This window comes from Paraburkholderia sp. BL6665CI2N2, assembly GCF_004366535.1.
GTDB lineage: Bacteria > Pseudomonadota > Gammaproteobacteria > Burkholderiales > Burkholderiaceae > Paraburkholderia.
Map to the genome: position 1 here is coordinate 3423789 of NZ_SORC01000001.1, position 26674 is coordinate 3450462.

The 26674-nt window shown below is 62.9% G+C and carries 23 protein-coding genes; 12 read left to right on the forward strand and 11 right to left on the reverse strand.

Annotated features, from left to right (window positions below; all coding sequences use genetic code 11):
• Positions 1–59: 59 nt before the first annotated feature.
• The 4 genes from B0G81_RS15260 to B0G81_RS15275 all read right to left on the reverse strand — a co-directional run bounded on the left by B0G81_RS15260 (position 60) and on the right by B0G81_RS15275 (position 4231).
• Positions 60–1676 (reverse strand): ABC transporter substrate-binding protein, encoded by a 1617-nt coding sequence (locus B0G81_RS15260; RefSeq protein ID WP_134136967.1) that lies wholly within the window; start codon positions 1674–1676, stop codon positions 60–62.
• Between the two features lie 94 nt (positions 1677–1770).
• Positions 1771–3045 carry an FAD-binding oxidoreductase gene (locus B0G81_RS15265; RefSeq protein WP_121309969.1) on the reverse strand — a complete coding sequence of 425 codons (1275 nt, stop codon included), beginning with the start codon at positions 3043–3045 and terminating at the stop codon, positions 1771–1773.
• Positions 3046–3089: 44 nt separating this feature from the next.
• Positions 3090–3758: a haloacid dehalogenase type II gene (locus tag B0G81_RS15270; RefSeq protein ID WP_134136970.1), complete on the reverse strand. Its 669-nt coding sequence runs from the start codon at positions 3756–3758 to the stop codon at positions 3090–3092.
• Between the two features lie 284 nt (positions 3759–4042).
• Complete coding sequence (locus tag B0G81_RS15275) at positions 4043–4231, reverse strand: hypothetical protein (RefSeq protein ID WP_134136974.1); 189 nt, start codon at positions 4229–4231, stop codon at positions 4043–4045.
• Between the two features lie 278 nt (positions 4232–4509).
• Between B0G81_RS15275 and B0G81_RS15280 the strand changes: the two genes are divergently transcribed.
• From B0G81_RS15280 to B0G81_RS15295, 4 genes are all read left to right on the forward strand, one after another.
• A complete protein-coding gene (locus tag B0G81_RS15280; RefSeq protein ID WP_116122077.1) occupies positions 4510–5382 on the forward strand; it encodes a GNAT family N-acetyltransferase in 873 nt (290 codons plus the stop codon).
• Positions 5383–5387: 5 nt separating this feature from the next.
• The gene (locus B0G81_RS15285; RefSeq protein ID WP_134136976.1) at positions 5388–6314 is read left to right on the forward strand and encodes a glyoxylate/hydroxypyruvate reductase A; all 927 of its coding nucleotides are present in this window, start codon (positions 5388–5390) and stop codon (positions 6312–6314) included.
• Positions 6315–6497: 183 nt separating this feature from the next.
• Complete coding sequence (locus tag B0G81_RS15290) at positions 6498–7895, forward strand: aspartate aminotransferase family protein (RefSeq protein WP_134136978.1); 1398 nt, start codon at positions 6498–6500, stop codon at positions 7893–7895.
• A gap of 52 nt (positions 7896–7947) precedes the next feature.
• The gene (locus B0G81_RS15295) at positions 7948–8445 is read left to right on the forward strand and encodes a winged helix-turn-helix transcriptional regulator (RefSeq protein ID WP_011491802.1); all 498 of its coding nucleotides are present in this window, start codon (positions 7948–7950) and stop codon (positions 8443–8445) included.
• 52 nt (positions 8446–8497) lie between these two features.
• On the opposite strand, the gene B0G81_RS15300 is transcribed toward B0G81_RS15295, so the two are convergent.
• Entirely contained in the window at positions 8498–9454 is a 957-nt protein-coding gene (locus B0G81_RS15300; RefSeq protein WP_116122080.1) for a LysR substrate-binding domain-containing protein, read from the reverse strand.
• Between the two features lie 147 nt (positions 9455–9601).
• Here B0G81_RS15300 and B0G81_RS15305 point away from each other — a divergent pair, with 147 nt between their 5' ends.
• From B0G81_RS15305 to B0G81_RS15325, 5 genes are all read left to right on the forward strand, one after another.
• Entirely contained in the window at positions 9602–10684 is a 1083-nt protein-coding gene (locus tag B0G81_RS15305; RefSeq protein ID WP_116122081.1) for a tartrate dehydrogenase, read from the forward strand.
• Between the two features lie 33 nt (positions 10685–10717).
• Positions 10718–11707, forward strand: a complete 990-nt coding sequence (locus B0G81_RS15310) for a succinylglutamate desuccinylase/aspartoacylase family protein (protein WP_134136982.1) — start codon at positions 10718–10720, stop codon at positions 11705–11707.
• A gap of 34 nt (positions 11708–11741) precedes the next feature.
• Positions 11742–12086, forward strand: coding sequence for a cupin domain-containing protein (locus B0G81_RS15315; RefSeq protein WP_134136985.1), 345 nt, complete (start codon positions 11742–11744; stop codon positions 12084–12086).
• 407 nt (positions 12087–12493) lie between these two features.
• Entirely contained in the window at positions 12494–13852 is a 1359-nt protein-coding gene (locus B0G81_RS15320; protein WP_116122083.1) for an MFS transporter, read from the forward strand.
• Between the two features lie 196 nt (positions 13853–14048).
• A complete protein-coding gene (locus B0G81_RS15325; RefSeq protein ID WP_116122084.1) occupies positions 14049–14375 on the forward strand; it encodes a hypothetical protein in 327 nt (108 codons plus the stop codon).
• Positions 14376–14410: 35 nt separating this feature from the next.
• Here B0G81_RS15325 and B0G81_RS15330 read toward each other — a convergent pair whose 3' ends face one another.
• From B0G81_RS15330 to ugpC, 6 genes are all read right to left on the reverse strand, one after another.
• Positions 14411–15571 (reverse strand): arabinogalactan endo-1,4-beta-galactosidase, encoded by a 1161-nt coding sequence (locus B0G81_RS15330; RefSeq protein ID WP_134136989.1) that lies wholly within the window; start codon positions 15569–15571, stop codon positions 14411–14413.
• Between the two features lie 56 nt (positions 15572–15627).
• The gene (locus B0G81_RS15335) at positions 15628–17592 is read right to left on the reverse strand and encodes a beta-galactosidase (protein WP_134136991.1); all 1965 of its coding nucleotides are present in this window, start codon (positions 17590–17592) and stop codon (positions 15628–15630) included.
• A gap of 37 nt (positions 17593–17629) precedes the next feature.
• Positions 17630–18481, reverse strand: a complete 852-nt coding sequence (locus tag B0G81_RS15340) for a carbohydrate ABC transporter permease (RefSeq protein WP_134136996.1) — start codon at positions 18479–18481, stop codon at positions 17630–17632.
• A gap of 19 nt (positions 18482–18500) precedes the next feature.
• On the reverse strand, positions 18501–19406 hold the full coding sequence (locus B0G81_RS15345) for a sugar ABC transporter permease (protein WP_134136999.1): 906 nt from the start codon (positions 19404–19406) through the stop codon (positions 18501–18503).
• Positions 19407–19491: 85 nt separating this feature from the next.
• Positions 19492–20745, reverse strand: coding sequence for an ABC transporter substrate-binding protein (locus tag B0G81_RS15350; RefSeq protein WP_134137003.1), 1254 nt, complete (start codon positions 20743–20745; stop codon positions 19492–19494).
• Positions 20746–20866: 121 nt separating this feature from the next.
• A complete protein-coding gene (gene ugpC, locus B0G81_RS15355) occupies positions 20867–22006 on the reverse strand; it encodes a sn-glycerol-3-phosphate ABC transporter ATP-binding protein UgpC (protein WP_134137008.1) in 1140 nt (379 codons plus the stop codon).
• 204 nt (positions 22007–22210) lie between these two features.
• On the opposite strand from ugpC, the gene B0G81_RS15360 reads away from it, so the two are divergent.
• The 3 genes from B0G81_RS15360 to B0G81_RS15370 all read left to right on the forward strand — a co-directional run bounded on the left by B0G81_RS15360 (position 22211) and on the right by B0G81_RS15370 (position 26623).
• Positions 22211–23227, forward strand: a complete 1017-nt coding sequence (locus B0G81_RS15360; protein ID WP_134137013.1) for a LacI family DNA-binding transcriptional regulator — start codon at positions 22211–22213, stop codon at positions 23225–23227.
• Between the two features lie 180 nt (positions 23228–23407).
• Positions 23408–24880, forward strand: coding sequence for an NAD-dependent succinate-semialdehyde dehydrogenase (locus B0G81_RS15365; protein ID WP_134137015.1), 1473 nt, complete (start codon positions 23408–23410; stop codon positions 24878–24880).
• A 384-nt stretch (positions 24881–25264) separates the two neighbouring features.
• The gene (locus B0G81_RS15370) at positions 25265–26623 is read left to right on the forward strand and encodes an MFS transporter (RefSeq protein WP_134137017.1); all 1359 of its coding nucleotides are present in this window, start codon (positions 25265–25267) and stop codon (positions 26621–26623) included.
• Positions 26624–26674: the final 51 nt, after the last annotated feature.

Below are 26674 nucleotides of genomic sequence, written 5' to 3' on the forward strand. Positions count from 1 at the left end.
GAAGCCGCGCACCGCCGATGAGGCGGCGCGCGTGTTGCAGGGCGTGCCCTGAGTCGGGCTCAGGTTTCGAGCCAGACGTTTTCCGCGAACATGAAGCCCATCAATCCGGCGAGCGGAATCGAACCGAGACCCTTGAGCTTGTTCGTGTACGCGTCGAGCGAACTCTGGAACAGCGGAATGCCGGTGCCGCCCGTTTCATGCACCAGCACCTGCATGTCGCCGTAGATCTTCTTGCGCTTGACGTCGTCCGGTTCGCCACGCGCCTGGACCAGCAACTGGTCGAACTTCGGGCTCTTCCAGTTCGCTTCGTTCCACGGTGCATCCGACTTGTAGAACTGCGTGAAGATCACGTCGGCGCTCGGCCGCGCGTTGACATTGCCGAAACCCAACGGATGCTTCATCCAGTGGTTCGACCAGTAGCCGTCGGCCGGCACGCGCGACACCTGCAGATTCAGACCCGCTTGCGGCGCGACCTGCTGAAGGAACATCGCCATTTCAACCGAGCCTTCGGCCGCCGGCGACGCGAAAATCTGGATCGGCGCGCTGCCCACCTTGGCCTTCTGGAAATGGAACTTCGCCTTGTCCGGGTCGAAGGCGCGCTGCGGCAAGCCGGCCAGGTAGTACTTGTTGGTCGGATCGATCGGCTGATCGTTGCCGATCGTGCCGTAACCCTGGAAGATCGCGCGGCGCATCTGCTCGCGGTCCTGCAGGTACATCATGCCTCGCCGAAAATCGTCGTTGCCGGTAATGCCGCCTTCGTCGCGGACCACCAGGTCGGTGTACAGGCCCGTTTTCGTCTCCAGCACGGAGTAACCGCCGGCGCCCTTGATCTGGGCGGTCGAACGCGGGCTCACCGAGTTGATCAGTTGCACGTCGCCCGAGAGCAGCGCGTTCACGCGAGCCGACTCGTCGCCAATGCCGATCAGCTCGATTTCATCGAGGTGCGGCATGCCCGGCTTCCAGTACTTCTCGTTCTTCACGCCGACCGTGCGCACGCCCGGCGAAAATTCCTTGACCTTGAACGGGCCAGTGCCGATCGCCGTTTTGAAATCCTTGGTGCCGTCCTTGATGATCTGGAAATGCGAGGTGGCAAGGATCACCGGCAGATCGGCGTTCGGACCTTCCAGCGTGATGGTCACTTCGTTCGGGCCCGTGGCCTTCACTTCCTTGATCTGATCGGCCAGCGTCTTCGCTTTCGAAGCGGTGGCCGGATCCTTGTGGCGCATGATCGAATAGACCACGTCGGCCGGCGCGAGCGCCTTGCCGTCGTGGAACTGCACGCCATTGCGCAGTTTGACGACCCAGACGGTGGCGTCTTTCGTATCGAGCGAGGTCGCCAGCGACATCTTCGCGCCGAGATGCGAGTCGAGTTCGGTCAGGCAGTTGTAGAACATGAAGCCGCGCACGTAGTCTGTGCCGAGCGCGCCCTTCGCGGGGTCGAGCGTATCGGCCGCGGAGGCGGACTGCGTTGCCACGCGGATCTTGCCGCCCTGCTTGGGCGTGGCTTGCGCCAGGGCCTCACCGCTCGCGGTCAGAAGGCCGGCGCCTGTCACCGACATCATCCCGGCTGCAGCCACCGCGCGCAGCACGCCGCGCCGCGATGCACCTTTGGCGGTCAACCGCTCCAACTCGGTGCCGAGACCAAGAGCGCCATGTTGCGAGTTTTCCTTATTCATCGAACTTCTCCGCGAGGTAGAGCTATGGGGTTGAGCAGGCGTGGCTGCGTTTTTTTAACTGCCGGGTGTAAGTGTCAATCCAACAACGAGACCATCAGTAGAAAATGTCTTTGATACGGTAATACGTGCCCACCAGCGGCAGAAACCAGGGCTTGCCGGTATGCCCGGGAATCGCGGGCCACTCCGACTCGCGCCACGGGTTCTGGTCCTCGTGGCCGTCCATCACGTCGGCCATCACCTGGCCCATGTGCGTCGACATCTGCGTGCCGTGGCCGCTATAGCCCATCGAGAAATAGATGCCGTCGTGCTGCCCGGCGTGCGGCAGACGGTCGGCGCTCATGTCCACCAGACCGCCCCAGCAATAGTCGATGCGCGCGCTCGCGAGCATCGGGAACATCGCGGCGAGGCCTTCCTGCAGGATGCGTCCGCTCTTTGCATCGGACGGGCGTTCGGACGCCGTGAAGCGCGCGCGGCCACCGAACAGCAAACGCGAGTCCGGCGTCACGCGGAAGTAGTTGTGCATCAAACGCGTGGTCGTGTACGCGCGCCGGTTGGGAAACACTTGCGCCAGCAACTCGGGCGACAAGGGTTCGGTCACGACGATGAACGAACCGATCGGCGCGAGGCGCCGCCGATACCAGCCGAACGGACCGTGCCGCGACGGACCTGTCGCGATCAGCACCTGCCTTGCGCGCACTTCGCCGCGCGCCGTGGTGATCCGAAAGCCACTGCCGTCTTTCACGATGGCGGTGACCGCCGCGTTCTCGTACAGCTTCGCGCCGCGCCGCACCGCCGCCTCGGCGAGACCGACCGCGAACTTGCCCATGTGCATCTGGCCGCCGTGGCGTTGCAGCAGCCCGCCGTGAAAACTGTCGGACTGGATTTCGCTGCGAATACGGCTGCGGTCGATTAGTTCGATATCCGTATCGACTTCACGGCGAATCGCTTCCGCGGTCTTCTCCAGATGCGCGAGGTGATGCGGCTTCGAGGCCAGTTTCAGCTTGCCGGTCGCGATGTAGTTGCAGTCGATGTTTTCCTCGCGGATCAGCCGCTCGACCGTATCGACCGCATCTGAAAACGCGCGGTAGCAGGCGCTCGCGCGCTCCACACCGAGTTGCGCGACCAGCGCGACGAAGTCCTGCGCGACACCGGTATTGACCTGCCCGCCGTTGCGCCCGGACGCGCCGCCGCCGATGCGGCCGGCGTCGAGCACGGTCACCGCGGCGCCGCGCTTGCCCAGCGCCTGCGCCGCCGACAGCCCGGTGAAGCCGCCGCCGATCACCACCACGTCGGTCTGGCCGTCGACCGGACCCTCGCACGCCGAAAGCAGGGGCGGTGCGGTGTCGAGCCAGTAGGAATCGAGCTTCATCCGGTCTGTCCTTGAGATGGGCAATGAGCGTGAAAAACCGGCGCTTACAGGCCGAGTTCCGAAGCCAGATGCGGAATGTCCTGGACCTCGTAGTACTGGTAATACGGCGTGGACGGTTCGTGGCCGCGGCTGACGAAGACCTTGTGCTTGATGCCCATGTCGTGCGCGGTCATCAGGTCGTAGCGCAGGCTCGACGATACGTGCAACACGTCTTCCGGATTGCAGTTGAGCTGGTCGAACATGTATTCGAAGCCTTGCATGCGCGGCTTGTACGACTGCGCCTGCTGGGCGGTAAACACCTTGTGGAACGGCGCGCCGAGCTTGTCGACGTTGCTCTGGATCTGGTCGTTCGAAGCGTTCGAGAGAATCACCAGCTTGTACTTCTTCGCCAGACGAGCGACGCCTTCCGGCACGTCCGGATGCGGGCCCCAGGTCGGCACGGCTTCATAGATGCTCTGCGCGCCCGCTTCGTTGAATTCGACGTTCACGCGCTTGCACGCGCGGCGCAGCGCATTCACTACTACGTCGCGATACGGTTTCCATGCACCGAGCACTTCATCGCGACGATAGCCCGCGTAAAACGCGACGAGCTTTTCGAGGTCTTCACCGCTCAGCAAGTGGCCGTACTGTTCGCGCGTCATGTCGGCCATGTGGAATTTCGTCAGCGTGCCGTAGCAGTCGAAGGTGATGTATTTCGGTTCGAATTCGATCATGGTGCAGTCCTATCGTGATGGTGAACCCGCTGTCGGAGTTCATTGGCGGAAACCGCTTTGCGTGAGACCGGAGCAACGCGTCAAAGCGCGCAAGCCGGTCGACTAAACCTCAATTCCTGTTAAAGATTTAATCAGCGCAAAAACATAGATGTTCCTGATTAGTGCGCTGCTGGTGACACAAACATTGCGTTTTAACGCCGCTGACAGCACAGAATGCGGTGTTCGGGCTGAAAGCCTTATCCCGCCTGGATTTGCGGCCGGCGCGCGAGGCGTGCATCGCGCGTTCAGACGCGCCGCTCGATCAGCACGCTTTCGAACCGCAGGCTGGCCTCGTAAGCGTGGCGGCCGAGATTCTTGCCGCCGCCGAAGCGCAGCGTCGCGCCCGGCTTCAACCCGGCGAAGGTCTTGCCGATGCGCTCGGCCAGCGGTTCGGCAAGACTTTGCTCGACGTCGTCCGGATTGAAGCTGTCCATGAGCAAGGTTTCCTGGGTGACTGGCCGGTGGTCCGCGCGGTGCGTTTCGTGAATGCTTGCGCCATGACAAAATCGTAGAGCCGCGGGCCTGACATATGTCGTCGACAAAATTCGCCTCGCAGCAGAAGTTACCTGTAATGCGCACCCAGACCTGGCGTTTTGCATTGAATTTCGATGCGGCCCTGTCCGTGGGCCTCGATAAAAAGATCGTCCTAGTCACACCGCGCACCGGATGACACAGTGACGGCGTAAGCCTTCAGTCAATCAGGGAGTACGGCGTGTCCGATTCGATTACCTATAGACGCTTCACCCTCGACGACATTCCCGCCGCGCACGCGTTGACGGTCGAACTCAAATGGCCGCATCGCGCGGACGACTGGAGATTCGTCCTCCAGCTGGGCGTGGGTTTCGTCGCGGAAGACGCGAGCGGCGTGATCGGCACGGCCCTATGCTGGAAATACGGCGCGCAGCGCGCCTCGCTCGGCATGGTGATCGTGTCGCCGCAAAGCCAGGGGCGCGGCATCGGCAGAAAGCTGATGGAACTGGTGCTGGAAGAACTGGGCGGCCGGGTTACGTTCCTGCACGCCACCACCGCCGGCCAGCCGCTTTATGAAAAGCTCGGCTTTCGTGCCGCGGGCACGCTCGACCAGCATCAGGGCGCGGCGTTTCAGCCGCCGCTCGTATCGCTGCCGCCGGGCGAGCGCTTGCGCCCGCTCGGTTCGAGCGATACGGCGCGCCTGGTCGAACTGGCGTCGCGGGCCAGCGGTCTGGATCGCGGCGAAGTCTTGCCCGCGCTGCTTGACACCGCCGATGGCATCGCGCTCGACCGCGATGGCGAACTGATCGGCTTCGCGCTGTTCCGCCGCTTCGGCCGCGGCTTTGCGATCGGTCCGGTGGTCGCGGCCGCCTCGGAGGACTCGAGCCGTGCCAAGGCGCTCATCAGCCACTGGCTCGCGCTGAACGAGGGCGTGTTCGTCCGCGTCGATACGCCCAGCGATAGCGGTCTCACGGAGTGGCTGGAAGAGTTGGGTTTGCCGCGCGTGGACACGGTCGTCAGAATGGTCCGCAACGCCACGCCGGGCGAGCCCGCGAGCGCCGGCCAGGACTCGCATTACCTGCAATACGGCATCATCAACCAGGCAATCTTCTGACCGACATGGCCTTCCTCTATAAAGCCGATCCGGCGCGCGGCGCGCAGTGGGCGAAACTCTTCGCGCAGAAAGCGCCTGAGCTGCCGTTCCATATCTGGCCCGATCTCGGCGACCCGGCCGCGATCCGTTATCTCGCCGCCTGGCAGCCGCCCGAAGATCCCACGCGCACCTTCCCTAATCTGGAGGTCGTGTTCTCGGTCGGCGCGGGAATCGATCAGTTCGATCTGTCGGGCGTGCCGGAGCATGTGCCCGTGGTGCGCATGATCGAGCCGGGAATCGTCGAAGGCATGGTCGAGTACGTCACGCAGGCCGTGCTGACGATTCATCGCGATCTGTTCGACTACGGCCTTCAGCAACAGCAGCAAGTCTGGCGCGAGTTGCCGCTCAAACCGGCGAGTCAACGCCGCGTGGGCGTGCTCGGGCTAGGTGTGTTGGGCACGGCCGTGCTGGAGCGGCTGCGGTTGTTCGGCTTCGACTGTGCGGGATGGAGCCGTTCGGGCCGCGAGATAGAAGGCGTGACCTGTTATGCGGGCGAAGACGCGCTGGATGCGTTTCTCGCGCGCACCGATATCCTGATCTGCCTGCTGCCGCTCACGCCCGCCACGCGCGGGCTGCTCGACGCGGCGTTGTTCGCGAAGCTGCCGCGCGGCGCGTCGCTGATTCAACCCGGTCGCGGTCCGCATCTGAATCAGCAGGATCTGCTGGCGGCGCTCGAGAGCGGCCAGTTGCACAGCGCCATTCTCGACGTGACCGATCCCGAGCCATTGCCCGCTGGTCATGCGTTGTGGACACATCCACGCGTGCGCATCACGCCGCATATCGCCAGCGCGACGCGGCCCGAAACCGCCGTTGAAGTCGTGCTGGAGAATCTGCGCCGGCATCGTGAAGGCGTGCCGATGGTCGGTCAGATCGACCGCGCACAAGGCTATTGAGGGCAGTACCGCATGAAACGCCCGCGCGGTGGTGCTTTTCAGCGTCCGCAGCAGAAAATGCCAAGACAGCGCATCAAAACGCGTCGTGCGAGCTTTTCAGGCAATTGTTTAGGTAAGCGGGCGATCGCCGCTGATCAGTAGTATGGAACGGTCAACAGCCCCTTCCGCGACGAGATACCCATCATGCCGATTCAATCGCTCATCGAAGCCGACCGCAAGCATCTGATTCACCCGGTCATCAACTACCGCGCGCACGAAGCACGCGGCGTCACCGTCCTCGAATCCGCCAACGGCGCGTTTCTGCGCGACGCGGCCGGCAACGAATTGCTCGACGCGTTTTCCGGACTCTGGTGCGTGAACGTGGGCTACGGCCAGCAGAGCATTGTCGACGCCGCTGCCGCGCAGATGCAGAAACTGCCCTACGCGACCGGCTATTTCCATTTCGGCTCGGAACCGGCTATCGAACTCGCGCAGAAGCTGGTCGAAGTGTCGCCCGCTTCGCTGCAACATGTGTACTTCACACTCGGCGGGTCCGACGCGGTCGATTCGGCGCTGCGTTTCATCACGCATTACTTCAACGCCACGGGGCGGCCGTCGAAGAAGCACATCATTGCGCTGCAACGCGGCTATCACGGCTCGTCGACGACCGGTGCCGGTCTTACCGCTCTGCCCGCGTTCCATCGCAACTTCGATCTGCCGCTGCCGAACCAGCATCATCTGCCGTCGCCGTACGCCTACCGCAGCGATTTCGCCGACGACGCCGCGCTGACCGCCGCCTCGGTCGCAGCGCTCGAAGCAAAGGTGGCCGAGCTCGGCGCCGACAACGTCGCCGCGTTCTTCTGCGAACCGATCCAGGGCTCGGGCGGTGTGATCGTACCGCCGGTCGGCTGGCTCAAGGCCATGCGTGAAAGTTGCCGCAAGCTGGGCATTCTGTTCGTCGCCGATGAAGTCATCACCGGTTTCGGCCGCACGGGTCCGCTGTTTGCCTGCCAGGGTGAAAACGTCGAACCGGATCTGATGACGGTCGCCAAAGGCCTGACGGCGGGCTATGCGCCGATGGGCGCCGTGCTGATGTCGGACGAAATCTATCAGGGCATCGCGGACGGCGACGCCGAAGCCGTGGTCGGCCATGGCCATACGTATTCGGCGCATCCGGTGAGCGCGGCGATTGGCCTCGAAGTGCTGCGCCTCTATCACGAAGGCGGCCTGCTCGCGAACGGTGTGGCGCGTGCGCCGCGTTTCGCGCGCGGCCTCGATGCACTGCTCGCGCATCCGCTGGTGGGCGACTCGCGGCATCGCGGCCTGCTGGGCGCGCTCGAACTCGTCGCCGACAAAGACAGCAAGGCGGGCTTCGACCCGGCGTTGAAACTGTCCGACCGGATCGCCGCCGCCGCGTATGAAAACCGCCTGATTTTCCGTGCGTTCGGCGACAACATCCTCGGCTTCGCACCGGCGCTTTCGTACACCGAGGCCGAGTTCGATCTGATGTTCGAACGGCTCGAAAAGACCCTCGACGACGTTCTCGCACAAGCCGATGTGCGCGCCGCGTTGAAGGTCAAAACTCATGCCACTGCATGCTAGAGTAGAGGGCCATCCCAGCCCCCACCACGATCGCCGGAGCGACAACGTTACGATGAGCAGCGACTGCAAGCTAGACCGGATTGACCTGCGCATACTTTCCCAGTTGCAGAAGAAAGGCCGCATAACCAACGTCGAGCTTGCCGACGCGGTCGGGCTGTCGCCCAGTCCTTGCCTGATCCGCGTCAAGCGTCTGGAGAAAGCCGGCTACATCATCGGCTACGGTGCGCAGATCCAGCTCGAAAAGCTCGGCGACGTGCAGATCGTGTTCACCGAAGTCACGCTCGCCGATCATCGGCGGGAAGACTTCATCAAGTTCGTGAATGCGATTCGCGACGTCGACGAGATTGTCGAGTGCCATCTGGCAAGCGGCGGTTACGACTATCTGCTGAAGTTCGTCACGCGCAGCGTGAGCCACTACCAGAGCATCGTGGAAGGGCTACTGGAACGCGATATCGGCATCGAGAAGTACTTCAGCTACGTGATCATCAAGTCGCCGTTCGTGAAGAGCCATTACCCGCTCGAAACGCTTTTCTCGCAGAATCATCACTAGGCATTGCTTTGTTGTGACCGGCCGGATCTTGCCGTCGTTCAGCGTGCAGTATTCAACGTTCGGCAACGCCGGCCATGTTCGCGCCGGCCGCATCGTCGCCCGGCGCATTGCCTTGCGCGAATTCCTCGCTCAGAAAGTCCACGCAGACGCGCACCTTCGCCGACTGTGCGAGGCGCGCCGGATACACCGCCCACAGGTTCGCCGGTTGCGTGACCTCGGGCAACACCTGCCGCAACTGACCGCTTTCGAGCAGCGGCCGCACGTCCCACATGGAACGCAGCACGATGCCGCGTCCGGCCAGCGCCCACTCTACCGCCACTTCCCCGTGATTGGTCGACAACGGTCCGGTGACCTTGATCGACACGGGCTCGCCGCGCACCGTCAAACGCCACAGACCAAACGGATGGTCGCGTTCCTTGATCGCGAGACACGCATGCGAGGACAGCTCGGCAAGCTGGCGCGGCGCGCCATGCCGCGCGATGTAATCGGGCGACGCGCACAACACGCGATGATTCGACGCGAGCCGCCGCGCGATCAGATGCGGAGCGATCTCGTCGCCGATCCGCACGTCCAGGTCGAAGCCCTCGCCGCCGACATCGACGAGGCGGTCGAACAGATCAAGCCGCACGCTCAGTTGCGGATAGCGCTCGGAAAAGCGCGCGAGCGCGGGCGCGACGAAGCGCCGGCCAAAGCCGAAGCTGCTGGAAATACGCAGCTTGCCGCCGGGAATGCGGCGCGTGGTGGAGACGTCTTCCACGAGCTGATCGACATCGTCGAGAATCTTTTCGGCCCACGTGTAGACGCGCTCACCGGCTTCCGTGATCGCGACGCGGCGCGTGGAACGGTGCAATAAACGCGTACCGAGCGTAGTCTCGAGCACGTTGATGCGTTTGCTGACATACGCCGCGGACACCGACAAGGCTTCCGCCGCCGCGCTGAAACTGGACTTGCGCGCTACTTCGCAGAACACGCGCAAATCGCCGAGATCGGGTGAGGGGACGGCGTTCATGGGTCGATTGCTCGCACCTGAGTTTGTACACGAATCGTGCACAGTGGCTTAACTAAAGCGACTATTTTAGTCTCAAACAGCGGGAATAAAATAGCCGTTATCGAATCGTCCAGAAGCCCCAACAGAACCCAAGCGGAGGAGCACAACATGTCGAAGAAATATCGGATCGCAGTCATTCCCGGCGACGGCATCGGCGTTGAAGTCATGCCGGAAGCCATCCGCGTGCTGGAGGCGGTGAAAACGCGCTTCGGCATCGAGCTGGAGTATCAGCACATTGAATGGGCGAGCTGCGAGTACTACGCGAAGCACGGCAAGATGATGCCGGACGACTGGAAAGCGCAACTGCAATCGGCCGACGCGATCCTGTTCGGCGCGGTCGGCTGGCCCGACACCGTGCCCGACCATATCTCCCTGTGGGGGTCGCTGCTCAAGTTCCGCCGCGAATTCGACCAGTACATCAATCTGCGCCCGGCGCGCCTCTTCGCCGGCGTGCCTTCGCCGCTCGCCGGCCGCAGCGCGGGCGACATCGACTTCTGGATCGTGCGTGAAAACACCGAGGGCGAGTACTCGTCGGTGGGCGGCGTGATGTTCGAAGGCACGGAGCGCGAATTCGTGCTGCAGGAATCCGTCTTCACGCGGCACGGCAGCGAGCGCGTGCTGAAGTTCGCATTCGACCTCGCGCAGCGGCGCGAGCGCAAGAAGATCACCGTTGCCACCAAGAGCAACGGCATCGCGATCAGCATGCCGTGGTGGGACAAGGTTGCGGCCGGCATCGCGGAGCAGTATCCGGACGTGACGTGGGACAAGCAGCACATCGACATTCTGTGCGCGCGCTTCGTGCTGAACCCGGATCGCTTCGACGTGGTGGTGGCCACCAATCTGTTCGGCGACATCCTGTCGGACCTCGGCCCCGCCTGCACCGGCACGATCGGTCTCGCGCCGTCGGGCAATCTGAATCCGGACCGCAAGTTTCCTTCACTGTTCGAACCGGTGCACGGCTCGGCGCCGGACATCGCCGGCAAGAACATTGCCAATCCGATCGCGATGATCTGGTCGGCCGCGATGATGCTCGATTTCCTCGGCAATCACGAGGGCAAGGAGCGCGAGGCGCACGACGCGATCCTCGCCGCCATTGAAGCAACGCTGGTGGAAGGCCCGCATACCGGCGACCTCGGCGGCAAGGCGAACACCACCGAAGTCGGCCAGGCGATTGCGGCAAAACTCGCCTGAGTCTTTCGTTCACTTTCTGCCAGGACAACTCGCATGAGCATGGAAGCCTACCCCATCGAAGTCGAATTCCCCGATATCTCGGCGCACGAACAATCGGCGTCCGGCATCGCTTACGTGCATACGTTCGATTCGGGCGCGCCGGGTCCGCACGTAATGATCAACGCGCTGACGCACGGTAATGAAGTGTGCGGCGCGATCGTCGTCGACGAATTGCTGCGCCGTGAGTTGCGGCCGCGGCGCGGGCGTCTCACGCTGGCGTTCGCCAACGTCGACGCTTATCGGAGTTTCGATCCCGCGCAGCCGGATGCGGCCCGCTTCGTCGATCAGGACTTCAACCGCGTGTGGACCGCCGCGATGCTCGACGACACCTCACGCACGTCCAGTGAACTGGAACGCGCGCGCGCGATGCGGCCGGTGATCGACGCTGTCGACGCCCTGCTCGATCTGCATTCCATGCACGAGAAGAGCAAGCCGCTGATCGTGGCGGGACCGCTGCAAAAAGGCATCGATCTCGCCGTGCGGCTCGGCACGCCGGCCACCGTGATCTGCGACGAAGGCCATCCGGAAGGCCGCCGCATGCGCGACTACGAAGGTTTCGGCGATGCGGCCAGTTCGAAGAACGCGCTGCTGATCGAATGCGGGCAGCATTGGGAACAGAGCGCGGTTGCGGTCGCGCGCGACACCACCGCGCGCTTCCTGCTGCTCGCCGGCGTGATCGACGAAGCGGACCTGCCGGAAGGTTGGCTTGCTCCGCTGCCGCCGGTACAGCACATCGTCCGCGTGACGCAGCCGGTGGTGGCCACCAGCATGGATTTTCGTTTTGCGGCGCCGTACACGGGTCTCGAGATCTTCGCCGAGGCCGGCGCCGTGATCGGCTGGTCCAACGGCGAGCCGGTCACCACGCCCTACGACAACTGCATGCTCGTCATGCCTTCGCTGCGGCAACTGCGGCCCGGCGTGACCGTCGTCCGGTTAGGCAAGATCGAGCAGACCGTGACGAACACCCAAGCCAGCGGCCAATAAAGCGGCCCGTGCACACTCAAAAGGTAACGTGAAGATGAAGGTACAGCAGCTCAAGCAAAGCGTGAATCTGCAGAATCTCGAAGACTGGGGCAAGGTGGGATTGCCCGGCACGGCGCCAATTCAGGTGTCGGGCGTGCAACGCGTTATCAAGGGCAGCGAAGCCGTCGATACCGGCATCTTCGAATGCACCGCCGGCACCTACCGCCGCTCGATCAAGCAGGCCGAGGTGATGCACTTCATTGCGGGACGCGGACGCTTCACGCCCGATAACGAAGAGACCATTCACTTTCAGAGCGGCGATACGCTCTTTTTCGAAGCTAATACAGAAGGGCTCTGGGAAGTCGAGGAGACGATGCGCAAGGTCTACGTCATCTTCTGAACGCCGCGTCATAAGTTGCACCGAGCGGCGGCCTGCACCGCGCGAAACCGATAAGGCCGGCGCTCCGCCCCCTCTCTTGCCCCCTCCCTGCGCGCGCCTCGACCATTCGGGTCAGTCGCGCCGCCTCCCAGCGCTCCCCGCCTTCCCATGCACGTCCGCGACAGCGTCGGGTAATCCCGCGTTGCTCCGATGTTGTCGTCCTACTTACAATTCAGCTTCGTTCGCAGATAGAATCTACGTTCTTATTATGAACATTTACGCGTTGCAACTATTACTTGCCGTCCCTGCGGCGTAACTGGTTCGCCGCGGCATGGGCGTCGCACGGCTTCTAAAACGGCGTCCGATCGTATAAAAAGAAAAGGCTCGTTCCCGCGAGCCTTTGCTTATCCGGCAGTGAGGAGACCATCATGAACCGCAGCACGGCTGTGAACGTTCAAGCATTTATCAACGAACATCCCTTTTCGCCGTTCCAATGGCTCGTGTTCTCCATGTGTTTCATCATCGTCCTGCTGGACGGTTTCGACACGGCCGCGATTGGCTTCATTGCGCCTTCGTTGATCGCTGAATGGGGCATCACCAGACCGGCGCTCGCGCCCGTGCTGAGCGCGGCGCTGTTCGGCCTCGCCTGCGGCGCGCTCGGCTCGGGACCGCTGTCCGACCGGCTCGGGCGACGTTCCTTGCTGCTCGGCTCGGTGCTGCTGTTCGGCGTGGCGTGCCTCGGCTCCGCCTTCTCGACCAGCATCGAACAACTGACGACACTGCGCTTCATCACCGGCGTCGGTCTCGGCGCGGCCATGCCGAACGCCGTGACGATGATGGGCGAATACTGCCCGGACCGCCGCCGCGCGACGGTGATCAACCTAATGTTCTGCGGCTTTCCGCTCGGCGCCGCGTTCGGCGGGTTCCTCGCTGCGTGGATGATTCCGCATTTCGGCTGGCGCAGCGTGCTGCTGCTCGGCGGCATCACGCCGCTTCTGCTTCTGATCGTGCTGGCGATCAAGATGCCGGAATCGGTGCGCTACATGGTGGCCAATAACAAGCCGGTCGAACGGATTCGCGCGGCGCTCGCGCGCATTTCGAGCGAAGCCGCGCAAGCGGGCAGCTTCATCATGACCGAAACGGCGCCGCAAACCGGCGGCAAGGGTGCGGCGGTAGTGCTGTCGCGCTCGTACATCATCGGTTCGGTGATGCTGTGGATCACCTATTTCATGGGTCTCGTGATCTTCTACGCGTCGATCAACTGGATGCCGATCCTGCTGAAGGACGCCGGACTCACGCCGCAACGCGCGACACTGATTTCCGCGCTGTTCCCGCTTGGCGGCGTGGGCGCCGTGCTGTGCGGCGTGCTGATGGACCGCTTCAACGCGAACCGGATCATCGCGGCCTGTTATGCGTTGACGGCCGTGAGCGTGTACTTCATCGGTCAGGCAGTGGGCAATGTGGGCGCGCTGGTGTTCATCGTGTTCGTCGCGGGCGTGCTGATGAATACCGCGCAATCGTCGATGCCCGCGCTCGCCGCCGCGTTCTACCCGACCGAAGGCCGCGGCACGGGCGTGGCGTGGATGCTGGGCATTGGGCGCTTCGGCGGGATTGCCGGCTCGTTCCTCGTGGCCGAACTGACGCGTCGCCACTTTTCATTCGCGGGCATCTTCGCCATGATCGCGGTGGCGGGTCTGATTTCGTGCGTGGCGTTGCTGATCAAGCAGGCGGCGCGGCCGCATGTGGCGAACGTGGGTGCGCCGAAGGCGGAGTCGTTCGGGCATTGAGCGGGTGAGTCGAATGCGTACCTAATCGACCCAAATCATGAGTCGATTAGCTCCCCCGAGCCTGAACGGCCGGTTGCACGCGATTCTGAGGCCGGATTCGGCATAAAGCTGTTGTCCCTGACAGTGAAGGGTTCGTGACTTTCCCGATAAACTACGCGCTTGTTGACCCGTGCCCATCTACCACAGGATTCAGGGAATGAAACGCGTAGTCGTATCCGCGCTGCTTGCGGCGTGCCTCGCGCAGCCGGCCGTTCAAGCCGTTGCGCAAACCGTCAGCGATCAATGCTTTGCGATCGGCGATATCGCCGGACAGGTCGCCTCCTGGCGCGCGCACAAAAAGACCAGGGCGCAAGCGCTCGAGCAGGCGGCCAAGTATTACAACGATGCGGCTGACCGGCAGGCGGTCAACGCCATCATCGAGAAGATCTACAGCCCGGACGTGCCGCGCATGACGCCGGATCAGGCCAGCATGGCGTTCACGTCGGATTGCGCGAATCGTAAGGCGCAGACGCCCAGGCAGTAGCGCCTGCCCTCGCCGTTGGCGCCTGGCTCTTGCCGCTAGCGTTTCCGAAACGCATCCAGCGACGTCAGCACGTTGCCGTGGAAATCGAACAACGTGTTGTTGTCCCACTGATCGCCGGCGCCGACTTTCCATCCGACGTTCGGCGTCGGAATCCATTCGGGCTCCCACCAGAACACGCCTTTGCCGTGGCCGTCCGGTATCGCCTTGACGACGTCCGTCAGCGCGCCGAGAAACTGTGCCTGTCCTGCCGGCGTCTGCGGGTAAGTCGCGGTCCCCACGTTGGTCATCGAGTTCGGTTCGGAATCGCCGTCGCTGGTGGTCCACGGGTACGCCGTCTCGACGACCATCACGTCCTTGTCGTAGCGCGTCGCGAGATCGCTCGCGTTGTTCTGCAGGTCGCTTAGCGAGCCTTGCCACTGCGGGTAGTAGGACAGACCGATCACATCGAACGTGACGCCGCGCTGGGTCGCGCTGTCGAACCACCAGCGGCTCGTCGCGTTGTTGCCGCCGCTATCGAGATGCAGCATGACCTTGATGCGTTCATCAACCGATTTGACCGCATCGTGCCCCGCCTTCAGCAATTGCGCCAGGTTGTCCCACTGATCGTACTTGCCAAGCGGCCATAGCATGCCGCCCGTGATCTCGTTGCCCACCTGCACCCACTCGGGATGCACGCCGTCGCGCTTGAGCATGTTCAGCACATTCGACGTGTACTCCGACAGCAACGCGCAGGTCTGCACGATGTCCTTGCCGGCCCACGCGTGCGGCGGATACTGCTTGCCCGGATCCGCCCACCAGTCGCTGTAATGGAAGTCGATCAGAACGCGCATGCCGAGCGCGGCGGCGCGGCGCGCGAGCACGCGCACATGTTCGGCATTGTTATAACCGGCCGCGGGACTTTGATCGGCCGGGAAAAAGTTCGGATTGCCAGGATCGTTCCAGACCTTGATACGAATCGAATCGATGCCGTGGCTTCTCAACAGCAGCAGACAGTCGTGCGGCACGCCGTGCTCATAGAACTTCGCGCCGTTTGCCTCCAGTTCGAGCAGCGTCGATATGTCCGCGCCTTTTGCAAAGCGACTGCTGCGACCTGAAGCTTGCAGTTCCGCAGCCAGCGCCGGCGCGCCGCGCGTTGCACCGACACCGGCGGCGGCCGCGGTAGACGCGAGCCAGCCGAGCATTTCTCTTCTGTTCATCTGTCATCCTCCGTCAATTGATGGGCGGCTCTTTTGAAGGCCGCCTGGTCCCAGGTTCAAGCGCCCTTCCACGCACAAACGTCGCCCGTTCTCAGCAGCGCATTGCCGAGCACGAACGTCGCGTCAGCCGGCGACGGTGCATGCACAGGCTCCGCGCCGAAATTGAACGCAAAGGTCAAATCGCCGCGCCGCCGAATGCGCAAGCCTTCCGCCAATAGCTGCGTCTCGATCCCGGCCTCGTGCGCCGCCTGCCGCAATACCGTGCGATGCAACGCATGCGACAACCAGCCCGCCACATAGCGAACCCTGCCGTGCGAGAGAATCGCCGGCCATGTGTCGTCGAATTGCGCGTCGACATGCGTGCCGCCATTGGCCCGCACGTGCTCGCGCCAATGCACCGCCACACCGTCCGTACCGTCGATGGACACTGCGGGCGCCAGCGTGGGCCGCAGCGTTTCGACTTCGAGCACTTGCATCGGCAGAACGCGTTGCAAGGCGCCGGGCGGCAGCGTGGACGGAATGGCGAAGCTGTCGGTTTTCGAGCCGCTGCGCGGGCCGAAAACCCATTGCGCCTGACTTCGCTCGATCTGATGCACCAGCGCGTCGTCGATCACGGCGATGCTCGGGACGACCACTAACGCATAGCCCGTCAGATCCGCGCGGCTCGACACGATATCCACGTCGAGCCCGAGTTCGCGCAACGACTCGTAGTAGTCGAACGCCAGCGTCTGATAATCGAAGGTCTTGCCATGACGCTGAATCTCGAACATCCATTGCGTCTCATAGTCGAATACGAGCGCAACAGTCGCGCGCGACGGCGCTTTGAGTTCCGATAGCGCGGCACAAGCGGCAATCTCGCGCGCCGCCTGCTGCACCTCGAGGCCGCCTGGCGACAGTTCGTTGTTCGGTAGATTGAGCCCCGAATGCATCTGCTCCTGCGCATACGGACACTGACGCCAGCGGAAATACGACACCAGTTCCGCGCCATGCGCGAAGGCCTCGTACGCCCACAACCGGACCATGCCTTTCGCCGGCACCGGATTCCACGGCGCCCAGTTGACCGGACCGGCTTGCTGCTCCATCACCCAGAAACGGCCGCCGCCGATCGCCCGATAGCGGTCGTGGTCGAACGCGGAAACGTCGGGATGCGCGGTGCGCGCATAACGCGCTTTCTGCTCATCGGGCAGCGCGATCGATTCGGTGCGCGCGATCGGATAGCTGTCCCACGCGGCGACATCGAGCGCATTGTCCCTGGCGAAGCGGTAGTGATCGAAGGTCGTGAAAAAGCCCATGAAGTTGTGCAGCAAATCCGCAGTGGGCGCATGCTCGCGCAACACATCGATCTGCTCGCGATGAAAACTCGCCACCTCGTCCGACACGAAGCGGCGGAAGTCGAGCAGATGAATCGGATTGGCGTCGGTGGGCGTGAGGTTCGGCAAGCCGATCGCCTCGAACGACGGATACTCCATGCTCCAGAACACGTTGCCCCACGCATCGTTGAGCGCCTCGACGGTTTCGTAGCGGCGCCGCAGCCACTGATGAAAGTGCGCGAGCGCCGCAGGCGAATAGCTGGGCACGGTATCGTGACAGCCGAGTTCGTTATCGGTCTGCCACGCGACGATGGAAGGATGACGTCCGTAGCGCTGCGCCATCGCCGTGACGAATCGCACGCACTCGCGCCGATAGGTTTCGCTGGATATATCGTAGTGACGGCGTGACCCGAAATTCCAGCGCGTACCGTCGGCGCGCACCGGCAATACTTCGGGATATGCGTCGATCAGCCACTTCGGCGGCGACGCGCTCGGCGTACCGAGCACGAGCTTCAGGCCCGCAGCCGCCAGCGTGGCGACTGCTTCATCGAGCCATTCCCACTCGAATTCGCCGGCGCGCGGTTCCATCCGGCTCCACGCGAATTCGGCAATCCGCACATGCGTGATGCCGAGCTCGACCATACGTTTCGCGTCGTCGGCCCACATCGTGCGCGGCCATTGTTCCGGGTAGTAACAGACACCAAGTTGCATGAGAAAGTCTCGTTGTTAGATGACGTCGAACAGGCGCTCAGCCCTTGCTTGCGCCGAAAGTCAGACCGGCGACGAAATGCTTCTGCATCGCGAAGAACATCAGCACGGAAGGCAGCGCGGCCAGCACCGAGCCCGCTGCGACCAGATTCCATGCGGTCGTCCACTGGCCCTTGAGCGCCGCGACGCCCACGGTGATGGGCGCGGCGTCGTCGCCTTGCGTGAGGCATAGTGCCCAGAAGTAGTCGTTCCACACGAAGGTGAACACCAGAATGCCGAGCGCGGCGAGCGCGGGACGGATCAGCGGCAGCACGATACGCAGGTAGATGGTCCATTCGCTCGCGCCTTCCACGCGCGCGGCCTCGATCATTTCGAACGGCAACTGCTTGATGAAATTGCGCAGAAAGAGCGTGCAAAAGCCGGTCTGAAACGACACATGGAAAATCACCAGCGCCCACACGCTGTTGAAGAGTCCGACCTTCAACGCCATGTCGCGCACCGGGATCATCAGAATCTGGATCGGCACGAAATTGCCCGCGACGAACGCGAACAACACGGCTGTATTGCCTGGAAACCGATAGGTGGCTAAAGCAAAACCCGCCATCGATGCCAGCACAATCGCGCCGATCACCGAAGGCACCGTGATCAGCACGCTGTTGGCGAAGTAATGCAGCATCGGCGTTTGCGTCAGCGCGGCGCCATAGTTTTCGATCAGCGCGAAGTGTTTCGGCCAACCCCAGTAGTCGCCTTGCGAGAGCTCGTCGGAAGAGCGAATCGACGTGACGAGCGCGGCCAGCATCGGCAGCAGCCATATCAGCAGCGCGACGGGCAGCGACGCTTTATAGAGCCTTCGGTTAAGCGGTTTCCAGCGTTCGACGGGAAGCGGATACATGACGCGTAACTCCTGGAGATCACCGTTCTTCGCGCAGCATGCGGCGCAAATGGAACACGATGTAGACGAGCATGATGGCGAACAGCACGACGGCAATCGCCGCGGAATAGCCTTCGCGGTAGTACTTGATGGCCTGGTCGTACATGTAATAAGCGAGCACGGTGGAACTGTCGAACGGACCGCCGCCGCTCATCACCGCAATCAGGTCGAAGCTGCGCAGCGCGCCGATCACCGTCAGCACCACGGCCATGAAGGTGGCCGGCCGCAACTGCGGCAGGATTACATGCCACAGCAGCTTCACGCCCTTGGCGCCTTCCATGCGCGCCGCCTCGACCACTTCCGGATTGATGCCGGTAAGGCCTGTGAGATACAGCACCATGCAGAACGGCGTTTGCGGCCACAGTGCGGCGAAGACGATGCCGAACGTCACCGTGTGCGGATCGCCGAGCACCGGAATGCCGTGACCGACGATCAAACGCAGCAAGCCGAAGCCCGGGTCGTAGAACCAGCTGAACACGAGACCGACCACCACGCCGGAGAGCACGAACGGCGCGAAGAACAGCGACTTCACGACGCGCATGCCACGGATATGCTGGTTCAGATACAACGCGAACAGCAGGCCGAGCGGCGGCGCGAGCAGGAACAGCGCGAGCCAGATGAGGTTGTTTTTCAGAGCCGTGTAAAACGTGTCGGCATGGAACAGCTCGACGTAGTTATCGAAACCCGCGAAGGTTTTCGGCGTCATGCCGTCCCAGTGATAAAAACTGAGTGAAATGCTGCTGATGATCGGATACACGACACACAGGCAAAACAACGCGCAACCCGGCAACAGGAAGAAAAACGCGGCGCGGTGCTGATGACGGCGCGTCGTCGAGACGTGACGGTGCGAAGCCGCGGGCAAGCGGCGCGCTGCGGAATGAGACATGGATCGGGCCTCGTTGAAAAGCGAAGGCGAATCGAAGACGAGCGCCGGCCGTTGCTACGCCGCCGGCGCTCCAGGGCTGACTTCTTTACTTCTGGTAGATGCGCTTGCGGGTCGCTTCGAGGCGCACGAGCACAGCGTCGAGTTGCGACGGATCGCTATAAAACTGCTGCATCGCTTTCATGCCTTCGTCAGCCATTTCCTTTTGCATGTCGCGATCGTAGAACTGCGCGATGCCGCCTTTAGTATTGGCGAGCGTCTGGAAGCCGACCTTGGAAATCGCGTCTTCGGGTTCCGCCGACTGGCTGTTCGACGGCAGTTGGCCCCAACCCTTCGCGAGATCGGCGTTGATCTGCGGCTGTTCCATGAAGGCGAGCAGTTTGCGCGCATCGGCCTTGTTCTTCGCTTTCGCGGGAATCAGCAGCACATTGACCGGACCGTCTTCGGCCATCGGCACGTTGGCGTCGATCACCGGGAAACGGAAGAAGCCGGTTTGCGGTTTGAGGTTCGCCGGGATGCTCGCGGAGAAGAACGTGCCCATCAGCATCATCGACGCCTTGCCGTTCACGAGAAACGGCGCGATCGAATCGAGGTCGTAGGAGAGCGCGTTGTCGATGAAGTAGCGATCGTCGATCAGCGTTTTCCACGCGGCATAGACCTTTTTCACGCGCGCGTCGGTGTACGGAATTTCGCCGGCCATCAATTGCTGGTGGAAGCCATTGCCGTTGATGCGCAGATCGAGATAGTCGAACCAGGCGGCGAGCGTCCAGCTATCGCGCGCGGCCACGGCGATCGGCGCGACGCCACTGGCTTTCAGCTTCTTGCAGGCGTCGAGGAATTCATCCCACGTCTTCGGCTCGCTCTTGATGCCGGCTTTCTCGAACAGGTCCTTGCGATAGAAGAAACCGTATGCGTCGTAGCCGAGCGGCGCCGCATACTGCTTGCCCTTATACGTCGACGCTTCTTTCACCGACGCATACTGCTGCGTCCAGCCGTTCTTGCTCCAATCCGGCGACAGGTCTTCGAGCAACCCGCGTTGCGCGTAATACGCCATGCGCTCGCCGTCGTGCCACGAGACGACGTCAGGCGGATCGGTGGCGAGCCAGCCGCTCATCTGCACCTTGTACGCTTCTTCGGTAATGTAGGTCACTTTGAGATCGACATCGGGATTGGCTTTTTTGAACTTGTCGAACGCGTCTTGCCATGTCGAGCGTTGATTACCGCGCGCCGATACATTGACGTTGAGCGTGGCGGCGTCGACGGCGGCACAGCAGAGCGAGCCGGCAACCAGCGCGGCTGCGATCGACACGTGTGCAAGACGGCGAAGGCGAAGAGCAATCATCTTGTGTCTCCTTGATACCTTGTTGGCCGGCAGCGAACGGCTGCCGGCGATGTAACCCGCTCTGTGGCGGAATTCGGCTTTGATCAATCAGTGGGCGCTATCTGCGCTCATGAACGGAAACTCAGGCGGCGGCCCGTTCGGGCTCGAACGCGCTTCGCCGCAATGTAATCCCATCCGCATCGAATAGATGGCACGCGGAAGGCGGAACGTGGATGGCGATGCGTTCGCCGGAGCCGACCGGCGTATCGCCCGCGGCCTTGGCGATCAGCGTGCCCGCTGCATGATCCGCGTGAATGTAGCTGTGTTCGCCGAGGCGTTCCGAGAGCACCGTCGTGCATTGAACGAATTGCCCGTCGCCGTCGAGGCGCAAATGTTCCGGCCGCACGCCGAGCGTGACCGGCTGGCCGCTTTGCAAGCGTTGACCGTCGACGTGCGCGTTCAGACGCTCGCCGCTCTGTGTCAGCGTGACCCTTACGCTACCAGGCTCGATCGAATCGACCACGGCGTCGATGAAATTCATGCGCGGCGAACCGATGAAGCCCGCCACGAAGCGCGACTTAGGATGGTGATACAACTCGAGCGGCGCGCCACTCTGCGCGATGCTGCCAAAGCGCTCCGCATCCGCGCCGGCGTGCAGCAGCACGATGCGGTCGGCGAGCGTCATGGCTTCGACCTGGTCGTGGGTCACGTAGACCACGCTCGCGTTGGCGAAGCGCTGATGCAGGCGCGCGATTTCGACTCGCGTTTGGCCACGCAGCGCGGCGTCGAGATTCGACAGCGGCTCGTCGAACAGGAACACACCAGGCTCGCGCACAATCGCGCGGCCGATTGCGACGCGCTGCCGCTGCCCGCCCGAAAGCGCCTTCGGATAGCGCTGCAAATAATCATCCAGTTGCAGGATGCGCGCGGCTTCGCGCACCTTGCTGTCGATCACGTCCTTGGGTTGTTTCGCGAGCTTCAGTCCGAATGCCATGTTGTCGAACACGGTCATGTGCGGAAACAGCGCGTAGCTCTGGAACACCATGGCCACGCCGCGCGCGGCAGCAGGCACATCGTTCACGAGACGTCCGCCGATATGCAACTCGCCTTCGCTCAAATCTTCGAGACCGGCGATCATTCGCAGCAGGGTCGACTTACCGCAACCCGACGGGCCGAGAAAGACACAGAACTCGTGCTGCCCGATGTCCAGATTCACGCGCCGGATCACCGGCGCGTGGTCACCGTACGACTTTTGCACGTTCGTCAAACGAATTGCCGCCATGTTGCCTCCTGTGGATTTAACCGCTTAAATTTCTCTGGAAAATAAGTGGCCAACCCTTGCGCGGCAGGCATTTAATCGCTTAAATTCGAGCTTGAGGGAAAAAGTCATGGTGGGTGTCTCCTGTGTGTTTTCCAGCAAGTTATCAACGTCGCCAGCGGCTTGCAACATTTGAATCACATTCCCTGAATATGGGATAGCGAGAATATGGTCACTCTGTCCGAAGTCGCGAAACGCGCTCACGTCACCGCCGCCACCGTCTCCAACGTGCTGCGCAATCGCGAGAAGGTGCGCCCGGAAACGGCTGAGCGTGTGCTCAAGGCGATCGCCGATCTCGGCTACCGGCCCAACCTGAACGCACGTGCATTGGCCGAGGGCCGCTCGTCGACGCTTGCCTTGATGCTGTCGAATATTTCGAACCCGTTCTATCCCGAGTTCGTGCTGGCCGCCGAACGCGCCGCGCGCAAAGCCGGCCACTTCCTGATGGTTTGCAATACTGACGATGACGCCGAAATCGGCCGCGCGTATCTGAACCAGATCGCTGGCACGCTGGCCGACGGCGTGCTCGTCATGAACACGGACATCACGATCAACGACCTGTGCGCCTCCGCCACGCACAGCGCGCCGATTCTGCTGGCCATGTGGGAGCACCCGGAAGCGCCGCCCGCGCTGCCCTGCATCGCCGTGGACTTCGCGCGTGCGGGCGAACTGGCCGCACGGCATCTGCTCGAACTCGGCCACCGCGAAATCGGCCTGCTGATCGGCGACGGTTGCGGCGGCTTGCAGGATGCGCGCTCCAACGGCTTTCGCGCCGCCATGCGCGCCGCCGGCATCGAGACCGATGCGGCGGCGGTGCTGCAGATTCGCGACTCGATCGACGCCGGCTACGCCGCCTGCATGCAACTGATGGCGAACCAGCCGCACCTCAGCGCGATCTTCGCGACCAACGACCTGCTCGCCATCGGCGCGGCACAGGCGCTGATCACGCTGGGCCGCGCGGTCCCGAACGACGTTTCGGTGATCGGCATTACGGATATTCAACTCGCTCATCAGGTTCACCCTGCCCTGACGACGGTCGCCATTCAGACCGCGGCGATCGCCGAGTTGTCGATCGAGAGTCTGATCCGGCTCATCCACACGCCGAACCAGCAGCCGTCGATGGTGCTCGCGCCGCCGCCCACTTTGGTGGTGCGCGCATCGACCGGGCCGCGGCGGCTGAAATGAATTTGCAGGGTGATCAGCAGAAAATGCTGTGATCGCCGCAAAAAAACGGCATGCGCACCACCGGCGCCTCGATTGGCAATTTCATCGATTGCGCTAGAGGCGTAGCATCGATCCATCAATCGACGCGCGTACGCGGCCGCGTGCCTCGCTACGTCAAGGGCAACCTGAAGGAGCAACCGAATGTCTCTCGCATTGACACGCAATGAACTGATTCGCTCGCAGAACCTGATCGACGGAGCATGGACCGGCGCCGCCGACGGCGCCCGCTTTGCCGTCACCAACCCGGCCACCGGCGAGACGATCGTCGAAGTCGCCGACAGCGGCGCCGCTGACGCGCGTGCCGCCACCAACGCCGCAGCCCGCGCATTCCCCGCCTGGCGCGACAGGCTGCCGCGCGAGCGCGCCGAGATTCTGCGCCGCTGGCATGCGCTAATCGTCGCCAATACCGACGACCTCGCGAAGCTGATGTCGATGGAACAGGGCAAGCCGCTTGCGGAGGCCCGCGGCGAAGTCGCTTATGGCGCGTCGTACGTGGCCTGGTTCGCCGACGAAGCGACCCGCATCTACGGCGATCTGATTCCGCAGCAGCAGCGCGGCAAGCGCATGAGCGCGGTGAAGGAGCCGGTCGGCGTGGTCGCGGCGATCACGCCGTGGAATTTCCCGCTGGCCATGATCGCCCGCAAGATCGCGCCCGCGCTTGCGGCGGGTTGCACCGTGGTCGCCAAACCCGCCGAAGACACGCCGCTCACCGCGCTCGCCCTCGCCGCGCTCGCTCAGGAAGCCGGTTTGCCGGACGGCGTGCTGAACATGCTGTCGGCGTCGCGTGAACAGGGCATTGCCGCCGTTGCCGACTGGCTCGCGGACGCACGTGTACGCAAGATCACCTTCACCGGTTCGACGCCGGTGGGCAAGCATCTCGCGCGCGAATCCGCGGGCACGCTGAAAAAGCTCTCGCTGGAATTGGGCGGCAACGCGCCCTTCATCGTATTCGACGACGCCGATCTCGACGCGGCCGTTACCGGCCTGATGGCGGCGAAGTTCCGCAATGGCGGCCAGACTTGCGTGTGTCCGAACCGCGTGTATGTGCAGGACGGTGTCTATGAGCGTTTCGCCGATCTGCTCGCGAAACGCGTCGGCGCGCTGAAAGTTGCGCCCGCAACCGACCCGCAGGCGCAAATCGGCCCGATGATCAACGAACGCGCGATCGAGAAAATCGCCCGTCACGTGGAAGACGCCGTCAAACATGGTGCGAAGGTGCTAGTGGGCGGCAGGCGCCTGACGGAACTCGGACCGAACTACTACGCGCCGACCGTGCTGACGGACACGAAGGACGGCATGCTCGTCTGCTGCGAAGAGACCTTCGGCCCGGTTGCGCCGCTGTTCCGTTTCGACGATGAAGCCGAAGCGATCCGTCTCTCCAACGACACGCCGTTCGGCCTCGCCGCCTACTTCTATACGCAGGACGTGCGGCGCATCAACCGCGTGGCCGCGCAACTCGAAGCGGGCGTGATCGGCATCAATGAAGGCGCGGTGTCGAGCGAAGCGGCGCCGTTCGGCGGCGTAAAGGAATCGGGCTATGGCCGCGAAGGGTCGAAGTATGGGCTCGACGATTACATGTCGATCAAGTACATGTGCCAGGGCGGGCTGGATTGACGGGCCGCCCTCCCGCCAGAGCCTGAACACCTGAACACTTGAATACCCTGCCGCCGAACGCCATCGCTTCCCAGTTGTGAGAAGCGCTACGCCGAGGCGGCAGTTCTCATTTTGCCCGCAATAAATCCAGTGCTTCGCCAGACCCAACGCGTTCGCCTCTCAACAGAACGCAGCCCCCTCTCGCCGTAACACCCCTCGCGCGAAATACCGTAACCGTCATGCACACGATTCATGACGGCCATTTTTGGCCTGAATTTGACCGCCTATTTCCGCGGTCATATTGTTCGACCATGCCTGCCGGGCTCGTTTCGCCGCTCCTGCCGAACACCATGACAAGAACGCGCGACCCTCCACATCGTGACCCTCCACCTGCCATGACCCGCCATGAATTCTGACGCGACAGCCGCTCTGACACCTCTGCCCGCAACCCGGCCCACCAGCAAGGTTCGTCGCGCAGTGACGACCGCCGTGCTCGGGCAGGTCCTCGAATGGTATGACTTCTTCCTTTACGGCACCGCTGCCGCGCTCGTGTTCGGCAAGCTGTTCTTTCCCGTCGGCAGCGATCCGTTGACGGGTACGATCGCGGCATTCGGTGGCTTTACTGTGGGCTTTATCGCGCGGCCTATCGGCGGCGTGTTGTGCGGCCATATCGGCGATCGCTACGGCCGCAAGACGGTCATGATGCTGACGCTGCTCGTCATGGGCACGGCCACCGTCTGCATGGGTCTGCTGCCGACCTATCAACAGATCGGCCTCGCGGCGCCCGTCTTGCTGGTGCTGTTGCGCATTCTGCAAGGCCTCGCCGCCGGCGGCGAATGGAGCGGCAGCATCCTGCTGATTCACGAAAGCGCGCCCGCCTCGCGGCGTGGCGCGCTCGCCGCCTGGAGTCCGTGCGGCGCGGCGTTCGGCTTCGTGCTGTCCACCGCCGCGTTTCTGCTCGTGCAAACGCTCTCGCCCGCCGACTTCCACAGCTGGGGCTGGCGCGTGCCGTTCCTCTGCAGCGCCGTGCTGGTCGCGCTGGGTCTGTGGATGCGCCGCTCCGTCGACGAAAGCGCGGAGTTCGCCGCAGTCAAGGCGACGCGCCGCGACGCCCGCATGCCGATCGTCGAAGTACTGCGCCAATGTCCGCGTCAAGTGCTGACCGTGTTCGGCCTGCGCTTCGGTGAAGGCGCGGCGTCGTACATCTTCTTCGCGTTCTCCATTGCGTACGGCCAGTTCATCGGCCTCAAATCGAGTTGGGTGCTAGGCGGCCTGACCGTGTCGATGCTGCTGATGATTCCCGTGTCCCTGTTAATGGGCCGTCTCACGGATCGCGTCGGCCGCAAGCCGGTTTATCTCGCCGGCGCCGTGGCGATGGTGCTGGTCGCCTATCCGTATTTCACGTTGCTCGGCTCCGGCGTGCTGTGGAAAGTCATCACGGCGCTCATGCTCGCCAACAGCATCACGCTCGGCATTCTGGAAGGCGCGCAGCCCGCTTTCATCAGCGAATTGCTGCCCGTTCATCTGCGCTTCTCGGGCCTCGGCATTGGCCGCGAGATTTCGTCGGTACTCGGCGGCGGCCTCTCGCCGATGGTGGCGACCGCGCTGCTCGCGCACTACCGCAGCGCCGCGCCGGTGGCGATCTATCTCGTCGTGCTCGGTTTGATCACGGTGCTCGCGACCTGTCTCGCGCCGGAAACCTTTCCCAAAACGCTACGGCTTCAGGCGAAAGCCAAAGAGCACGCCGGGTACGAAAGCGTCTAAGCCCGCTTCTTCCGCACCCATTCACTTTCTTTCGAAGCCGTCATCATGCAA

Excerpts from the sequence above, each read along its gene's own strand:
- B0G81_RS15350 (WP_134137003.1), bottom strand. The coding sequence starts at position 20,745 with ATGATTGCTCTTCGCCTTCGCCGTCTTGCACACGTGTCGATCGCAGCC.
- B0G81_RS15335 (WP_134136991.1), bottom strand. The coding sequence starts at position 17,592 with ATGCAACTTGGTGTCTGTTACTACCCGGAACAATGGCCGCGCACGATG.
- B0G81_RS15340 (WP_134136996.1), bottom strand. The coding sequence starts at position 18,481 with ATGTATCCGCTTCCCGTCGAACGCTGGAAACCGCTTAACCGAAGGCTC.
- B0G81_RS15330 (WP_134136989.1), bottom strand. The coding sequence starts at position 15,571 with ATGAACAGAAGAGAAATGCTCGGCTGGCTCGCGTCTACCGCGGCCGCC.
- B0G81_RS15370 (WP_134137017.1), top strand. The coding sequence starts at position 25,265 with ATGAATTCTGACGCGACAGCCGCTCTGACACCTCTGCCCGCAACCCGG.
- B0G81_RS15310 (WP_134136982.1), top strand. The coding sequence starts at position 10,718 with ATGAGCATGGAAGCCTACCCCATCGAAGTCGAATTCCCCGATATCTCG.
- B0G81_RS15285 (WP_134136976.1), top strand. The coding sequence starts at position 5,388 with ATGGCCTTCCTCTATAAAGCCGATCCGGCGCGCGGCGCGCAGTGGGCG.
- B0G81_RS15360 (WP_134137013.1), top strand. The coding sequence starts at position 22,211 with ATGGTCACTCTGTCCGAAGTCGCGAAACGCGCTCACGTCACCGCCGCC.
- B0G81_RS15260 (WP_134136967.1), bottom strand. The coding sequence starts at position 1,676 with ATGAATAAGGAAAACTCGCAACATGGCGCTCTTGGTCTCGGCACCGAG.
- B0G81_RS15290 (WP_134136978.1), top strand. The coding sequence starts at position 6,498 with ATGCCGATTCAATCGCTCATCGAAGCCGACCGCAAGCATCTGATTCAC.
- B0G81_RS15320 (WP_116122083.1), top strand. The coding sequence starts at position 12,494 with ATGAACCGCAGCACGGCTGTGAACGTTCAAGCATTTATCAACGAACAT.
- ugpC (WP_134137008.1), bottom strand. The coding sequence starts at position 22,006 with ATGGCGGCAATTCGTTTGACGAACGTGCAAAAGTCGTACGGTGACCAC.
- B0G81_RS15365 (WP_134137015.1), top strand. The coding sequence starts at position 23,408 with ATGTCTCTCGCATTGACACGCAATGAACTGATTCGCTCGCAGAACCTG.
- B0G81_RS15325 (WP_116122084.1), top strand. The coding sequence starts at position 14,049 with ATGAAACGCGTAGTCGTATCCGCGCTGCTTGCGGCGTGCCTCGCGCAG.
- B0G81_RS15315 (WP_134136985.1), top strand. The coding sequence starts at position 11,742 with ATGAAGGTACAGCAGCTCAAGCAAAGCGTGAATCTGCAGAATCTCGAA.
- B0G81_RS15270 (WP_134136970.1), bottom strand. The coding sequence starts at position 3,758 with ATGATCGAATTCGAACCGAAATACATCACCTTCGACTGCTACGGCACG.
- B0G81_RS15265 (WP_121309969.1), bottom strand. The coding sequence starts at position 3,045 with ATGAAGCTCGATTCCTACTGGCTCGACACCGCACCGCCCCTGCTTTCG.
- B0G81_RS15305 (WP_116122081.1), top strand. The coding sequence starts at position 9,602 with ATGTCGAAGAAATATCGGATCGCAGTCATTCCCGGCGACGGCATCGGC.
- B0G81_RS15300 (WP_116122080.1), bottom strand. The coding sequence starts at position 9,454 with ATGAACGCCGTCCCCTCACCCGATCTCGGCGATTTGCGCGTGTTCTGC.
- B0G81_RS15345 (WP_134136999.1), bottom strand. The coding sequence starts at position 19,406 with ATGTCTCATTCCGCAGCGCGCCGCTTGCCCGCGGCTTCGCACCGTCAC.
- B0G81_RS15295 (WP_011491802.1), top strand. The coding sequence starts at position 7,948 with ATGAGCAGCGACTGCAAGCTAGACCGGATTGACCTGCGCATACTTTCC.
- B0G81_RS15275 (WP_134136974.1), bottom strand. The coding sequence starts at position 4,231 with ATGGACAGCTTCAATCCGGACGACGTCGAGCAAAGTCTTGCCGAACCG.